The sequence below is a fragment of the Ruegeria sp. C11 genome (assembly GCF_056537725.1).
The window spans coordinates 202296-217778 of sequence record NZ_JBQFSB010000005.1; the positions used below are offsets into that span (position 1 = coordinate 202296).

Consider the following 15483-nt stretch of genomic DNA (forward strand, 5'->3'; position numbering starts at 1 on the left):
CGCAGGTCAGTGCAGGCTGCCGGAACCATGGCCCGCCATACCGCCCGAGACTTCTTCGGTTGCTTCGTCCGCCAGTTCTTCCGGCAGAAGAAGGTTCAGCAGAATGGCAATCAGGGCTGCCGGCAACAGGCCGCTTGTCATCAGAATGCGCATCGTATCCGGCAGATGCTGGACCGCTCCGGGCTCTAGCTGCAGGCCAAGACCTATGGACAGTGAAATCGCAAAGATCACCATGTTGCGCCGGTTCCAGTTTACATCGGACAGCATCGAGATACCTGCCGCGACGACCATACCGAACATGACGATCACACCGCCGCCTAGTACTTCGATCGGAACGGTCCGGATGATCGCGCCTACCTTGGGCACAAGGCCGCACAGGATCAGGAACAAGGCGCCGCAAGTCACGACATGGCGGCTCATGACGCCGGTCATCGCGATCAGGCCGACATTCTGACTGAACGACGTGTTGGGAAAACCGCCAAAGATACCGGCAACGGCCGAGCCCAGACCGTCCGCGTAAGTAGCCCCGGCGATCTCGTCGTCAGTCGCTTCGCGCCCTGCACCACCCTTGGTGATGCCCGAAACGTCGCCGACGGTTTCAACCGCCGAAACAATAGCCATCAGGCAAAAGCCGATAATCGCGGCGGCCGAGAACTCAAACCCGTATTTGAACGGCACGGGCAAGGCGAAAGTGGACGCGCGGCTCCAGCTGTTGCCTATTGCTTCGAATGTGACCATTCCGGCCATCAGCGCGTAGACGTACCCGACCGCAAGCCCGATCAGCACTGCGGAAATTGACAGCATGCCCCGCGTGAAGAACTTCAGCGCCAGCGTGACAACAACCACAACCAAAGCCGCCGACCAGTTCAGAAGCGAACCATATTCAGGCGTGCCAATGGCCGGAACACCGCCCGCCGCATATTGAATGCCCACTTTGACCAGCGCCAGACCGATCATGGTCACAACAAGGCCAGTAACAAGCGGCGGCAGGGCAAAGCGGATCTTACCGATTACAAGGCCCAGACAGGCGTGGAACAAACCACCGATGATGACACCACCAAACAGCGCCCCCAAGGCATCGACGCCTTTCCCGGCAACCAGCGGGATCATGATCGGCAGAAAGGCAAAACTGGTCCCCTGCACGATGGGCAGGGCCGCGCCAACGGGGCCAATCGTGATGGTCTGCAGCAAGGTCGCGACCCCTGCAAACAGCATCGACATCTGGATCAGGTAAAGCAATTGCGGAAAATCGGGTGAGTTCGATCCAAACCCGAACCCGGCCGCCCCTGCGACGATGATCGCGGGCGTGACGTTGGATACGAACATCGCCAGAACGTGTTGAATGCCCAGCGGTATCGCCTTGTGCAATGCCGGGGTATAGTTTGGATCTCGGAGCTGTTCCGGCGTTCCTATCGAAGTTTCGGCCATGAGTTACTGTCCTCCCTGTCAGTTTTCATGGGGGTCTTGCCGCTTATTCCGCGGCTTCGCTGGTCATTCCTCCACCAGATACGGGGTGTCGAACCAGTATTCTTCAAGATTGCTTCCCGCACCGATCCGATCGACGACGGCAAACAGACCGGGCCCGGACAGGGGCGTCAGCACACCGTGCCATGTACCCCTGTGATAATTCACGGCCTGGCCCGGTTGCGTCACGAAAGCGCGCGGGCGGGCGGGCGTTCCGTCCTTATCCGCAGCAACAATGACCAGAAACGGTTGGTGCGTCATAGGAATGAACGCCTGACTTCCCTCCGGATGACGCTCAACCATATCCAATTGATAGGGCAAGGTACGCGGGTTTGCATCAAACAGGCTGATCCCTGCACGGCCGTCTGCAAAATCCAGCTGCGCGCGGTCGTGATACCTGCCGCACTGACCCTGATTGATGATCTTGTTCGGCTCGCCCGCCACTTCAATCAGATCACCGAAGGGCGCGAACGCTTCTACCGTGATCGGCTCGATTGTTATCCGCGCGCTCATGAGGGCAGCAGGTCCCGCAGCCGGAATTCGGCAATCCGTTCAACCTGTCGGCAGGCTTCAGAGAATTCAGTATCCCTGTCCTGATCAATCCGGCGTTTGAATGCGTCCAGAATGGACGCCTTGTCGTGGTCACGCACCGCAATGATGAAGGGAAACCCGAACGTGTCGACATACCGTTGGTTCAGATCGGTGAATGTCGCCCGTTCCTCATCGGTCAGTGCGTCCAACCCGGCCGAGGCCTGCTCGGACGTGCTTTCCTGCGTCAACCGTTTCGCCTGCGCCAGCTTACCCGCCAGATCGGGGTGGGCCGTCAAAACGCCCAGACGCTCTGCCTCGGATGCAGACCGGAACATGCGCGCCAGTGCGTTGTGCACTCCTCCGGCGGTGTCGTGCGCGGGGCCGAGTTCCAGATCAAACGCCCGCTCGGCGATCCAGGCGGAATGTTCAAAGACGCCGCCATAGGCCGCAACAAACTCCTCGCGCGTCATCTGTGACGGGCGCGGGCGCGCGACGGGTGGATGCGTTGCCGCCCAATGTTCAGCAACCTGCAGACGGGTCGCGAACCAGACATCCTGAAAGCTGCTGACGTAGTCCAGAAAACGCCGCAGGGCCATGACTCGGCCGGGGCGTCCAATCAGACGGCAATGCAGCCCGATGGACAGCATTTTTGGCGACCCCGCTTCACCTTCGGCATAAAGCGCATCGAAACTGTCCTTGAGGTAGGACAGGAACTGGTCGCCGGAATTGAACCCTTGCGGCGTCGCAAAGCGCATGTCGTTGCAGTCCAGCGTATAGGGCACAATCAACTGATCCCGATCGCTCACGTTCATCCAGTAAGGTAGATCGTCGGCATAGGTATCGGCCACATAATCAAAACCACCCTCTTCCGCCGCCAGCCGAACGGTGTTGACCGAACAGCGGCCCGTGTACCAGCCGCGGGGACGCTCACCCACCACCTCTGTATGCAGGCGAACGGCCTCATTCATCTGGGCGCGCTCGTCCTCCTCGGTCATGTCCTTGTGTTCGATCCACTTCAGCCCGTGGCTGGCAATTTCCCAACCTGCGGATTTCATCGCCGCCACGTGATCCGGCGAACGTGCAAGGGCCGAGGCCACACCATAAACGGTGATCGGAAAATCCTTGAGCAGGCGATGCAACCGCCAGAAACCGGCCCGCGCGCCGTATTCATAGATCGATTCCATGTTCCAGTGCCGCTGCCCCGGCCATTGCGCGGCCCCTACGATCTCGGACAGGAACGCCTCGGACGCGGCATCCCCGTGCAGCACGCAGTTCTCGCCGCCTTCCTCGTAGTTCAGTACAATCTGCACTGCTATTTTGGCGCCATCCGGCCAACTCGCATCGGGTGGATTGGCTCCGTAACCAATCATGTCACGGGAATAGCGGGGTGGCTGCATTACGTCATCCGTTGTCAAAGTCATCACTCAAGAATTCTATATCTCAGAAAAATGTATCTGATTATCAAATCAAACCGAACGCTGTTTCCAATTCTTTTGATGCGTCTCACAGGTTCAAAACCCTTACAAATCGGTATCAGATGAATCTTGTCCACCGGTTGAGGTGCCAAACGGCACTTCCGGACATGGCAGAATGAGACAGAGGAGACGACTGTGGCAGGTTACCTGACAACCCATGTTCTGGATACGGCGCGGGGCCTGCCCGCTGCAGGTATGAAGATCGTGCTTTATCAGATTGACGGGGACACGCGCACCCGGCTGGCCGAATGCGAAACCAACTCGGATGGCCGCACTGACAGCCCGATATTGCCGCAGGACAGGTTTGCCACCGGTCAGTACGAGCTGATGTTTCATGCCGGTGACTATCTGCGTTCAATCGGATTGAGTGGTGAAGAACCCCTTTTCCTCGACCAGATCCCGATCCGCTTCGGTTTGTCCGATCCGGATGCCCATTACCACGTGCCGCTATTGCTATCGCCTTACGGCTTTTCGACCTATCGCGGCAGCTGATTGCGATCAGCTCTGGCTTTCCGCGCTTTTGATCACTGAACTGATGTGCGGGACCATGTAGTCCATGAACAATCGCGCCTTGGGGTCCTGATGACGTCGATGCGTATAAAGACAGGCCATCTGAACGGGGACCGGCGGAGTTTCGTTGGCAACCGTAACCAGACGGCCTGCTTTCAGGTGCTCCGCCACCTCGAACACCGGTTTCATCGCAATCCCCTGCCCTGACAGCGCCCAGTCGGTCAGGACGTCCCCGTCATCGCATTCGAACCGTCCTGATACTGCGAACTTTTTCGGTCCTTCGGGCGTTGTCAGCACCCACTGGAATTCAGTCGCACCCGGGAACCGCAGGTTCAGACACTCATGCCCGCCCGAGATCAGATCGGCGCCGGATTGCGGCATGCCCCTTTGTTTCACATAGCCTGGTGCGGCGCATAATACGCGCTGGCAATCTGATATCTTGCGAATCCGCAGCGTGCTGTCCTCGGGCTGACCGATGAAAAAGGCCAGATCCAACCCCTCGGTCGTCAGGTCCACCGACCTGTCCGTCAGCCGTAGTCGCACATCAATTTCCGGATATTGCGACAGAAAATCAGGGACGTGCGGCGCTAGCAACCTGCGCCCGACCCCCAACGGAGCTGCCACAAACAGTGATCCGCGCGGGGCTTCGGTCAGGTGCATGACCTGCGCTTCGGCCTCATCCACAGCGTCCAGAACCGCCACTGCACCGGGATAAAACGCCCGCCCCTGTTCGGTCGGCGTCAGGTTTCGTGTCGTGCGCTGAAACAGACGTACACCCAGATGATCCTCAAGCTGAGAGATACGCGCCGATGTCACCGCCGGAGATATACGCAGGTCGCGCCCCGCAGCTGACATGCTGCCCAGATCATAGACCCTGACGAAGGTTCGGATGTTGTCGAGATAGGACATCTTCTCGTTTTTTTTGATACAGTTTGACAATATACGGGAATACCGAAGAAAAGCCCGCTTGCCTAGTGTGGCAGCAAGCAATCGGAGACCTCACGCATGTACGACTTCGCCGTGTTCTGGGACTGGATGGCATTTGCCGTGCGCTGGCTGCACGTCATCACGGCTATCGCCTGGATCGGATCATCCTTTTATTTCATTGCGCTGGACCTTGGCCTGAACCGGGATATCCCCGGCCCCGCAGATGGCGAAGAATGGCAGGTCCATGGCGGCGGCTTCTATCATATCCAGAAATATCTGGTCGCACCCGAACGGATGCCCGACCACCTGACCTGGTTCAAATGGGAAAGCTATGCGACATGGCTCAGCGGCGCGGCGCTGTTGATGATCGTCTATTGGGTCGGCGGAGAGCTGTATCTGATCGACGCTCAAAAGGCCGATCTGGCGCTGTGGCAGGGCATTCTGATCTCGGCAGCTTCACTGACCGTTGGGTGGCTGATCTACGACTTCCTTTGCAAGTCGGGGCTTGGTGAGCGCCCCACCCTGCTGATGGTGCTGCTCTTTGTTCTGCTGGTTGCGATGGGCTGGGGATACAACCAGATCTTTACCGGCCGTGCGATGATGCTGCATCTGGGCGCCTTTACCGCTACAATCATGACAGCCAACGTGTTTTTCATCATCATGCCCAACCAGCGTATCGTGGTTGACGATTTGAAAAACGGTCGCACGCCCGACCCCAAATACGGCAAGATCGCCAAGCTGCGCTCGACCCACAACAACTACCTGACGTTGCCGGTCGTGTTCCTGATGCTGTCGAACCACTATCCGCTGGCCTTTGCCACCGAATACAACTGGATCATCGCCAGCCTTGTATTCCTGATGGGCGTAACGATCCGGCACTATTTCAACACACGTCACGCCCGTGCAGGTAATCCAACCTGGACCTGGCTGGTTACCGCCCTGTTGTTCATCGCAATCATGTGGCTGTCGACCGCCCCGATGTACAAGCCACTGGAAGAGGCCGAGGCCCAACCCCTGACCCCGTACGAACAACGTTTCGCTGCGGCCCCCGGTTTCGAAGAGGCGCACGACGTGGTGCTTGGACGCTGCTCCATGTGCCACGCACGCGAACCCGTGTGGGAAGGCATCCTATGGGCCCCAAAGGGCGTTCTGCTTGAAACCGAGGCCGATATCGCGCGCAACGCGCAGCAGATTTATCTGCAGGCAGGTGTCAGTCACGCCATGCCGCCTGCCAACGTGACCTTCATGGAGCCCGAAGACCGTGAGGCCATCATCCGCTGGTTCAAAAGCGTCGGATCGTAACGCGGGCGTACATTCAAGGCTCAGGCTGCCGGAAATTACCTGAAAACCCTAAATTTCCTTTCCATCGACCTGCCCAAATGTTCTAACATGAACGAGAGCAGCCGTGATGTTGAGTATTTCGCGGCAATAATGATTTCGACTTGGGGCAGTTGGAGCCGGGTAATGAAGCTGAACAGGCCATCGGGCATGGTAAAATGCTGGCTGTTCACACTGATTTCTTTGTCACTTCCCAGTGCGGTCGCGGCTCTTGAGACAACGCTGTCCGCCCCCGGCACCTCCGAGCAGTTGCAGGAGAGGATCGAAGAGACCTCCTCGGTCCTGACGGCCAATTCCCGTGGCCTGGACACGCCTCTGGAAATTCTGTCAGCCGCACTTTCGGATTATCGGACCGTGGTGCAGATTTTGTATGATGAGGGGTATTTCAGCCCGGTCGTCAGCATCAAACTGGATGGTCAGGAAGCCGCAAGCATCGACCCGCTGGGCGTTCCGAAACAGATCAACCGCGCCGTGATTTCTGTTGAGGCCGGGCCGACCTTTACCTTTGGCACTGCTATTGTCCAACCGCTGGCCCCAGAAACGGAAATGCCAGAAGGGTTCGCGCCGGGCAAACTGGCGACGACCGCTATCATTCAACAAGCCACCACCGTTGGCGTCCAATCCTGGAGAGACGCGGGCCACGCCAAGGCGGATGTGGCGGATCAAAAGATCATCGCGCGCCACGCTCAGTCCAAGCTGGATGCCGAGATTGACCTGGCCCCCGGCCCGCGGCTGACCTTCGGCAAGATGTTCATTCACGGCGACACGAGTGTTCGGCATCGCTCGATCGAAAAGATCGCCGGTTTTCCTACCGGCGAGGTTTTTTCGCCCGAGCAGGTGCAAAGGGTCGGCACCCGACTGCGTCGCACCGGCACCTTCAACGTGGTTTCGATCAAAGAACGCGACGAACCAAATCCGGACGGCACACTGGATTTTGACGCGACCTTCGAGGACATGCCAAGACGCCGATTGACCTTCGGGGTCGAAGTTGCTTCGCGTGATGGTGTCGATGTCACGGCGACCTGGACCCACCGCAATGTCTTTCGCCGCGCCGAGCGCTTCCGGTTCGAGGCCGCAATCCGAAATATCGGCGGGGCCGAAGACATCGATGGCCGGATCGGGATGCGTCTGGATCAGCCGGACAGGCTGGGTCCGGATGACAACACCTTCTGGAGCGCATTGCTGGAACGTCGCAACACCGAGAACTACAACGTGTCGGTCGCTTCGCTGGCCTATGGTGCGCGCCGGACATTTTCTGATCGCCTCTATGCCGAGGCATCAGCGGGTTTCTCGTTCTCGAATGCCGATGATGCCTATGGAAGCGGCCGTCAGTTCAGATATTTCATCCTCCCGTTCCGTTCTGAATGGGATCGACGCGACAGCAAGGTCAGCGCCACGCGCGGGTTCTATCTGGATTCCAACGCAATGCCATTTGTCGGCGTCTCGGGCACAAAATCCGGCCTGCGCCTGTTTTTTGACGGGCGCGGATACTGGGATTTCGGCAGCTCAGGGCGGGTCGTCGTGGCCGGGCGTGTCCAACTGGGATCGGTCATCGGCCCGCCGGCGGATGGCGTAACGCCCGACTTCCTGTTCTTCTCGGGCGGTGCGGGCACAGTGCGTGGTCAACCTTATGAAAGCCTCGGCATTCCGGTTGGAACAGGAATCGCGGGGGGCAAATCCTTCCTTGGTCTTTCCGGCGAGGTTCGCGGCAAGGTGTCCGAAAAACTCTCTCTTGTCGGGTTTTACGACTACGGCACTGTGGATACGGCGTCGTATATTACCAGCAACGCTGTTTATCATGCGGGTGCCGGATTGGGGATACGGTACGATCTAGGCGGGTTCGGCCCGCTACGCTTTGATCTTGCCTATCCGGTCTCGGGTCCCACCGGGGACGGTTTGCAATTCTACATTGGGATCGGACAGGCATTTTGATCGGTCGCGCTTCATATCCTGTTCTGATCGTCAGTCTGACGATCGGGTCCCCTGTGTTCGCGCAGGACCAGTCCGAAGATGAAGGCGGGCTGTTGGTCGATTTCCTTCAGAACACGCTTTCGACCGACGGCCGGAACATCAGGGTCCGGGGCCTGACCGGCGCATTGAGTTCCCGCGCCACGATCGATGAGATCACCGTATCGGATGACGAAGGTGTCTGGCTGACCATCAAGAATGCCGAGCTTGACTGGAACCGGCTCGCCCTTCTGCGGGGGCGGTTCTCGGTCAATGCCCTGACTGCAGGGGAAATCGATGTCGCCCGTGCGCCAGAGCCTGCTGAGACACAGACCCCGCCCCCAAGCGCGGAAACGCAACCGTTCCAACTGCCTGAGCTACCCGTGGCAATTGAGGTCGGTCAGTTGCGTGTCGACAAACTGGAACTTGGCGAGCCGCTGATCGGACTTGCGGCCGAGCTTTCAGTCGATGGTAAGTTGAACCTTGCCGATGGCGCGCTGGACACGTCACTGGGCGTCACCCGGCTGGATCGCCCCGGCGACTCGATCAGCTTGACGGCGCAGTTCCAGAACGAGGGCAGCGAGATCAACCTTGATCTGCAGGTTGACGAAGATGCAGGCGGGCTGATTTCCACGGTTCTTAAAATCCCGAATGAGCCTCAGCTGAGCCTGTCGGCAAAAGGCAACGGGCCGATTACCGATTTCACTGCGGATATATCCGTCAGCAGCGATAGCACACAGCGAATTTCTGGGCAGGTCCGCCTTCGCGAAGCTGCTACCGATGACGGCGACTCAACAGCGGGCATCGCATTCACGACCGATCTGTCCGGCGATCTGACCCCGTTCCTGACCGATGATCTTGATCCGTTCTTTGGGACCGACACGCGGCTTTATGTGGACGGTAAAACCGGCCCTGATGGTCAGGTCGCCCTGACTGATCTTGATATCACCTCCGAGGCTCTGAAGCTGGAAGGCGAGATGAACCTTGCTGGCGGCCAACTGGAAAAGGCCGCCTTGCAGGCCCGAATTACTCCGCCACAGGGTGAAACCGTTGTTCTGCCCGTCACCGGAGGCGATACATCAATCGGTGCAGCACAGCTTTCAGGCCTGTTTGATCAGACCAATGGCAACCTGTGGGACCTGAGCCTGACGGCAAACGACGTCGCCACACCGCAACTGAATCTGGACCACGCCCGACTGACCGCGCAGGGAACGTTCGAACAGGGCGGCACCCTGCTGCTTGACGGTGATGTTCAGGCGGCTCTGGACGGTCTGAGCATGTCCGACCCAGCGCTGAGCACAGCCTTGGGCGAACGCGTCACTCTGGACGGCGTGTTCAATCTGCGTGACGACAACGCATTGGAAATCTCGGACCTCGAACTGCTGGGAACAGACTATACCCTCGGCGCGGAGGCCGTGATCAGCGGGTTGGACAGCGGTCTGAAGGTCGACGGATCGGCCTCGCTTGTGGCCTCGGACCTGTCGCGGTTTTCGGGGCTGGCGAAGATGGATCTGGGCGGCTTCGTGTCAGCACAGGTTCAGGGCAGCGGCTCACCACTGGAGGGGAGTTTTGACGGCAAACTGGATGTGACGGCGCAAAATTTGTCGGCCGGTCGTGACGAAGTAGACTCCCTTATCTCCGGCGACACACAGATTTCGGTGAATGCCGTACGTGGCGGTGACGGCCTGACGATCCGAGATTTTTCGATCACCGGAGACGCTTTGACAGCGCAGGCCAGCGGTGTCGTCACCACCCCCAACGGGCTACTTACAATCGACGGCAAAGCGGACGTCAGCGCGCCGGATTTGTCGGTCTTTTCGGGATTGGTGCAACAAGATCTCGGTGGCTCCGTTCAGGCGTCCGTCCAAGGCAAAAGCACCCCCGAAACACTGGAATTCGACGCAACGGCCAACCTGACAGGACGCAACCTGCGGACCGGCCTGACCGAGATCGACCCGATCATAACCGGTCGGACGCTGATCGAACTGGACGCGGCGCGGGCGGGTGATCAGGTGACGATCCGCAAGGCAAACATAAACGGGTCGGCCCTGACTGCCGAGGTCGTGGCGACAATTGACGACCCGGCAGGTGCACTCGCCATCGACGGCGAAGCCAGTATTAATGCGCCTGATCTTTCGGTCTTTTCGGGGTTGGCCAAACGCGATCTTGCCGGGTCGGTGCAGGCAAAGGCGAAGGGTAAAGGCAACCGGAAAACCTTGGAATTCGATGTTCAGGGCAATCTGGACGCCGACGACATCCAGACCGGGATCGATCAGCTTGATAATCTTATCCAGGGCAGAACGACCCTTACAGTCGACGCTGCAAACAATTCCGATGGTCTGAACATCCGCAACTTCCGCCTGTCCGGCACGGCTCTCTCGGCGCAAGCCCGCGGTGTACTGAACGACGAGACAAGTGGGTTGAATTTCTCGGCCGAACTCGACGATCTGGCGCGTGTATCCAAAACCCTGACGGGGCCGCTTACCGCCAGTGGCGACGTTTCCCCGACCGACACAGGGCTTCAGGGCAATGTTCGGCTGAACGGGCCCGACAGCTCTTATGCCAATCTGGTGGGTACAGTAGAAAGCTCAGGCGCCGCCGATCTGGATTTCGACGCCAAGCTGAATCAGCTTGAACGGTTCGTTCCCGATTTCCCGGGAACAGTTTCAGCCACAGGAAACGCAAAGCGCAGCGACGGTGTCTGGACAGTGGATGGCCGCGCACAGGGACCTGCCCAGATTGACGCGACAGTGACGGGAACCTTTAACGAAACCGACACCACCGCCGATTTGAACGCAAAGGGCAACATCAACGTTGGTATCGCCAACAGGTTCATCACACCCAACAAGATCGACGGAGCCGCAAGGTTCGATATCTCGCTGAAGGGCAAACCCGGTTTGGATGCACTCAGCGGAACCGTGACAACCTCGGGCACCTCGATGGCGATCCCGTCTGTCGGACAGACACTCACTGACATCGGCGGAACTGTCAGGCTGGCGCAAAGCCGGGCCACGATCGATCTGCGCGGAGGCCTGCGCGCGGGCGGCAACTTTACGGTGAGCGGGCCGCTGGACCTGACACCGCCATTCAATGCGCAAATCACCACCGCGCTGAACGAACTCGTCCTGACTGACAAGCTGCTCTATGAAACGGTTCTGAACGGGCAGATCGCCATGTCGGGCGCTCTTGCGGGCAACAGTTCTATCGCCGGTCAGATCGTTTTCGGCGAGACCAACATCAATCTGGCAGCCGCAGCGGGGGCAGTTGGCGCGGCTCCAATCCCGCCCATGACCCATGTCAACGAGTCCCAGGCCGGGTTCGTCACCCGTGAACGCGCCAATCTGGTCGCAAAAGAAGACAAATCAGCCAATCAGTCCCGGATCGCACTGGATGTGGGGCTGCTTGCACCCAAAGCTGTGTTTGTACGCGGGCGGGGCGTCAATGCGGAGCTGGGCGGCAGCATCCAGATAGGCGGAACCACAACTTCGGTCGTGCCGTCCGGACAGATCGAACTGATCCGAGGTAATATCGACATTTTGGGCCGCAGGCTTGCACTGACCAAGGGGCTCGTGACCCTGCAGGGCGATCTGACGCCTTATATCGAGTTTGCTTCTTCAACCAGCACCTCTGACGGCACCGCAACCATCGAAATATCCGGACCGCTCGATTCGCCCGAGGTCGATGTCTACTCTGACCCAGAACGCCCCGCCGAAGAGGCGCTGGCCATGCTGCTGTTCGGCAATCGCTTTTCTGAACTGTCACCCTTTGTCATTGCCCAGATGGCGGCATCCCTTGCGCAACTCAGCGGGGCCGGAGGTGATGCGACCAAGGGAATTCGCGATGCTACGGGTCTGGACAATGTCGATGTCGGCACATCCGAAAGCGGCGCGGGGCGGCTGGGGGCCGGGGCTTATCTCAGCGATAACCTGTATACCGATTTCACCGTCAACACCGAGGGCGATACCGAGGTGAATTTGAATCTGGATGTCACCGACAATTTCACGGTCAGGGGCACCGTGGACGGCCGTGGTGAAACCGGCGTCGGTATCTTCTTCGAACGTGACTATTAAACGGCTCTCGCTCAGGTGACTTGACCCACGCGGTGGCCCATGCACCATCTGCACGAACAACAAAACGAGCCGCCATGACCTTTACCACCCGTCCGGAAATCACGGGGACCTTCGGGGTCGCCACAAGCACGCACTGGATCGCCTCGGCTGTCGGCATGAAAATGCTCGAACAGGGCGGCAATGCCTTTGACGCAGCTGCAGCAATGGGGTTCGTGCTGAACGTTGTCGAGCCGCATTTGAACGGCCCATTGGGCGATATGCCCATGCTGATCAAACACGCCGGGGAAGAAGCGCCCACCATGGTCTGCGGTCAGGGAACTGCACCGGCAGCTGCCACCATAGAACACTATCGCGACGAAGGGCTGAGCCGTATTCCCGGGACCGGTTTACTGGCAACGGTCATTCCGGGTGCATTAGACGCATGGATGATCACACTGCGCGACCATGGCTCATTGCCATTGCGGACAGTGTTGGAACCGGCGATCCACTATGCCGAAAAGGGCCACCCTGTTTTGCCGCGTGTGGCGCATACGATTGCCGGGCTTGGCGACTTCTTCCGAGACGAGTGGCCGACGTCCTATCAAACCTGGCTGCCCAACGGCACGGCCCCGCAACCGGGACAGTTGTTCAAAAACCCGCAACTGGCCAGCACCTGGCATCGGTTGCTGCTCGAGGCCGAGGCGGCGACCGGGCGAGAAAACCAGATCGAAGCCGCGCGGAATGCTTTCTACCGGGGCTTCGTGGCCGAGGAAATCGACAGCTACCTGCACAACGCCTGCGTCATGGATGCCTCCGGCACCCCGCATCGCGGCGTTCTGACCGCGCAGGACATGGCAGGTTGGCAAGCCCACTACGAACCGCCGCTTTCCACCGAATACAAGGGATGGACCGTCTGGAAGGGCGGACCATGGACGCAGGGCCCGGTTCTATTGCAGTCGCTGAACATTCTGGCTGGTTTCGATCTTGTCCCCCAGAACCACGAGGATTTTCTGCATCTTGTCACCGAGGCGATGAAGCTGAGTTTCGCAGATCGCGAGGCATATTACGGTGATCCCGACCATACAGAAATCCCGGTCGAAAAACTGCTGTCCCAATCTTACGCCGAGGAACGACGCAACCTGATCCGTCAGACCGCTTCCACCGAACAGCGCCCGGGGCTCCTGCCTGGTCTCGAACGCTGGGCCGACGCGTCTATCGCCCATGCCGCCGAAACGTTCAGGACGGATGGGCAGATCGGTGCCGGGGAACCCACGATGGCACACCTGTCGGAAAAGCGTGGGGATACCGTGCATCTGGATGTCATCGATCGGTGGGGCAACATGGTATCGGCCACACCATCGGGCGGATGGCTGCAATCATCACCCGTTGTTCCGGGGCTGGGGGTGCCCCTCAACACGCGGGCACAGATGTTCTGGCTGCAAAAGGGTCTGCCAAATTCGCTGGCCCCGGGGCGTCGCCCACGCACAACGCTTTCCCCTTCGATGGCGCGCGACCCAAATGGTACCGAGCTAGCTTTTGGCACACCCGGCGGCGATCAGCAGGATCAGTGGCAACTAATCTACCTGCTGCGCCTCATTCACGGCGGCATGAACCTGCAGGAAGCCATCGATGCGCCGCTGTTTCACACGGCCCATTTCCAAAGCTCCTTTTACCCGCGCGAGGTGCGCCCGGGGCATCTGATGATCGAACAGAGTTTCGGCAGGGAAGTGATCGAAGGTCTGAGGGCACGTGGCCACGACGTTGAGGTGGCCGAGCACTGGACAGTAGGGCGCCTGACAGCAGCCAGCCGTTCACCAGACGGGCTGCTGCGTGCTGCGGCCACGCCGAGGCTGATGCAGGCCTATGCTATCGGGCGCTGATCAAGCCTGTTTACGGCGAATACCGATGGGCCGCCCAATCTGCGGATCTGCCTGTAGCCCCTTGTGATCGGCTACCATCCGCGCCAACCGTGCGACGGCCCAATCCGGATAGGGGGCCGAGCGGCCTGTCTCATGACTGACATTCATGAACAGCCCCTCTTGCGTCGCGCAGACCTGGTCATCGGCTTCCGACAACATCCGGGCAAAGTAGTGACCTCGCTTTTCATCCGAATCCAATAGGACGAACTGAAAATAGAAACGCTCGCCTTCGCGTATCTCGCGCAGAAAATGCAGGTGGGATTGCAACATATACGGCCCCTGCCCCGACGCCTTCACCTGTACTTCACCCAACCCAAGCTGGCGCACCATCACTTCTTCAAGCGCCAGATCAAAGGCAACGCCATAGAAGCCCACGTTCATATGGCCATTATAATCGATCCATTCCGGGCGAACTTCAAATCCCCAGACCTCGACCGGAGCGGGATAAGGGCCATCATGACCTTCGGCCGCAGTGTTATCCGTGGACACGTGTTTTCTCCTCGTCTCAATCTTCGAAAATTGCTACTGCCCTGACAAACCCAGCAGACGCGCCTTTGATCTTGAACGGAAAGCACGAAATTTCGAACCCCGTTGGCGGCAGGTCTTCAAGGTTGGTCAGCTTTTCGATGTGGCAATACCCGACCTCCATCGATGCCCGGTGCCCTTCCCAAATGATACCCGGATCGCCCGATTTCGCGTATTCCTGCGCGGTCAGAGGAAACGGCGCATCCCAGCTCCAGGCGTCGGTACCGGTCACGCGCACGCCCCGCTCGGTCAGGTACAGAGTCGCCTCGCGCCCCATCCCGCAGCCTTTCATAAGATAATCCGGCTGGCCATACCGTGTCCCGGCCGATGTATTCACCACCACGATATCCAACGGCTGCAGGTCGTAGCCGATACGCTTCAACTCTGCCTCGACATCTTCCGCAGAGACGACATATCCATCCTCGAAATGCCGGAAATCCAGTTTGACGCCCGAATTCATGCACCATTCCAGCGGCACCTCATCAATGGTAATCGCGCGTTCGCCTTTGTTCATCGTGGAATGGTGATGATACGGCGCGTCCAGATGTGTGCCGTTATGGGTGGCAATCTGCAACCGCTCGATGGCCCAGCCTTCTCCGCCCGGCAAATCCTCTTTCTTCAATCCCGGAAAAAAGGCCATGACCTGCTCGGCGGTCTGGTCATGGGTCATGTACTCGATCTGAGGCAACATGATCGGTGGGTCCGATATGATGCCGGTTTCCAGCGGTACAGACAGGTCGACAAAGCGGCGGGGCATGGAAAACTCCATTGTTTGCGAGACCCGCAAAGGGTTGGCCG

General features: G+C 59.0%; 11 protein-coding genes. 5 read left to right on the plus strand and 6 right to left on the minus strand.

Annotation, left to right across the window (positions count from 1 at the left end):
* Positions 1-6 precede the first annotated feature (6 nt).
* The 3 genes from ACR0NA_RS11615 to puuE form a co-directional block, all read right to left on the minus strand.
* Positions 7-1428: a nucleobase:cation symporter-2 family protein gene (locus ACR0NA_RS11615; RefSeq protein ID WP_480729025.1), complete on the minus strand. Its 1422-nt coding sequence runs from the start codon at positions 1426-1428 to the stop codon at positions 7-9.
* Positions 1429-1491: 63 nt separating this feature from the next.
* Positions 1492-1977 (minus strand): ureidoglycolate lyase, encoded by a 486-nt coding sequence (locus tag ACR0NA_RS11620; protein WP_480729027.1) that lies wholly within the window; start codon positions 1975-1977, stop codon positions 1492-1494.
* Positions 1974-3392, minus strand: coding sequence for an allantoinase PuuE (puuE, locus tag ACR0NA_RS11625; RefSeq protein WP_480729030.1), 1419 nt, complete (start codon positions 3390-3392; stop codon positions 1974-1976). Before puuE ends, ACR0NA_RS11620 begins: the two co-directional genes overlap by 4 nt.
* 213 nt (positions 3393-3605) lie before the next feature.
* Here puuE and uraH point away from each other — a divergent pair, with 213 nt between their 5' ends.
* Complete coding sequence (gene uraH, locus ACR0NA_RS11630; protein ID WP_480729032.1) at positions 3606-3962, plus strand: hydroxyisourate hydrolase; 357 nt, start codon at positions 3606-3608, stop codon at positions 3960-3962.
* A 6-nt stretch (positions 3963-3968) separates the two neighbouring features.
* Here the strand turns inward: uraH and ACR0NA_RS11635 are convergent, their stop codons facing one another.
* The gene (locus tag ACR0NA_RS11635) at positions 3969-4889 is read right to left on the minus strand and encodes a LysR family transcriptional regulator (RefSeq protein ID WP_480451222.1); all 921 of its coding nucleotides are present in this window, start codon (positions 4887-4889) and stop codon (positions 3969-3971) included.
* A 96-nt stretch (positions 4890-4985) separates the two neighbouring features.
* On the opposite strand from ACR0NA_RS11635, the gene ACR0NA_RS11640 reads away from it, so the two are divergent.
* The 4 genes from ACR0NA_RS11640 (at position 4986) to ACR0NA_RS11655 (ending at position 14121) form a co-directional block, all read left to right on the plus strand.
* Positions 4986-6209: a urate hydroxylase PuuD gene (locus ACR0NA_RS11640; RefSeq protein ID WP_480729033.1), complete on the plus strand. Its 1224-nt coding sequence runs from the start codon at positions 4986-4988 to the stop codon at positions 6207-6209.
* Between the two features lie 186 nt (positions 6210-6395).
* Entirely contained in the window at positions 6396-8177 is a 1782-nt protein-coding gene (locus tag ACR0NA_RS11645; protein WP_480729219.1) for an autotransporter assembly complex protein TamA, read from the plus strand.
* On the plus strand, positions 8174-12262 hold the full coding sequence (locus ACR0NA_RS11650) for a translocation/assembly module TamB domain-containing protein (RefSeq protein ID WP_480729035.1): 4089 nt from the start codon (positions 8174-8176) through the stop codon (positions 12260-12262). Before ACR0NA_RS11645 ends, ACR0NA_RS11650 begins: the two co-directional genes overlap by 4 nt.
* A gap of 74 nt (positions 12263-12336) precedes the next feature.
* Positions 12337-14121 carry a gamma-glutamyltransferase family protein gene (locus ACR0NA_RS11655; RefSeq protein ID WP_480729037.1) on the plus strand — a complete coding sequence of 595 codons (1785 nt, stop codon included), beginning with the start codon at positions 12337-12339 and terminating at the stop codon, positions 14119-14121.
* On the opposite strand, the gene ACR0NA_RS11660 is transcribed toward ACR0NA_RS11655, so the two are convergent.
* On the minus strand, positions 14122-14649 hold the full coding sequence (locus tag ACR0NA_RS11660; RefSeq protein WP_480729038.1) for a thioesterase family protein: 528 nt from the start codon (positions 14647-14649) through the stop codon (positions 14122-14124).
* 16 nt (positions 14650-14665) lie between these two features.
* Complete coding sequence (locus ACR0NA_RS11665; protein WP_480729040.1) at positions 14666-15442, minus strand: cyclase family protein; 777 nt, start codon at positions 15440-15442, stop codon at positions 14666-14668.
* Between the last annotated feature and the right edge of the window lie 41 nt (positions 15443-15483).

Coding starts and splice junctions, on each gene's coding strand:
- ACR0NA_RS11665 (WP_480729040.1), bottom strand. CDS start 15,442: ATGCCCCGCCGCTTTGTCGACCTGTCTGTACCGCTGGAAACCGGCATC.
- ACR0NA_RS11615 (WP_480729025.1), bottom strand. CDS start 1,428: ATGGCCGAAACTTCGATAGGAACGCCGGAACAGCTCCGAGATCCAAAC.
- puuE (WP_480729030.1), bottom strand. CDS start 3,392: ATGCAGCCACCCCGCTATTCCCGTGACATGATTGGTTACGGAGCCAAT.
- ACR0NA_RS11620 (WP_480729027.1), bottom strand. CDS start 1,977: ATGAGCGCGCGGATAACAATCGAGCCGATCACGGTAGAAGCGTTCGCG.
- ACR0NA_RS11655 (WP_480729037.1), top strand. CDS start 12,337: ATGACCTTTACCACCCGTCCGGAAATCACGGGGACCTTCGGGGTCGCC.
- ACR0NA_RS11645 (WP_480729219.1), top strand. CDS start 6,396: ATGGTAAAATGCTGGCTGTTCACACTGATTTCTTTGTCACTTCCCAGT.
- ACR0NA_RS11635 (WP_480451222.1), bottom strand. CDS start 4,889: ATGTCCTATCTCGACAACATCCGAACCTTCGTCAGGGTCTATGATCTG.
- ACR0NA_RS11640 (WP_480729033.1), top strand. CDS start 4,986: ATGTACGACTTCGCCGTGTTCTGGGACTGGATGGCATTTGCCGTGCGC.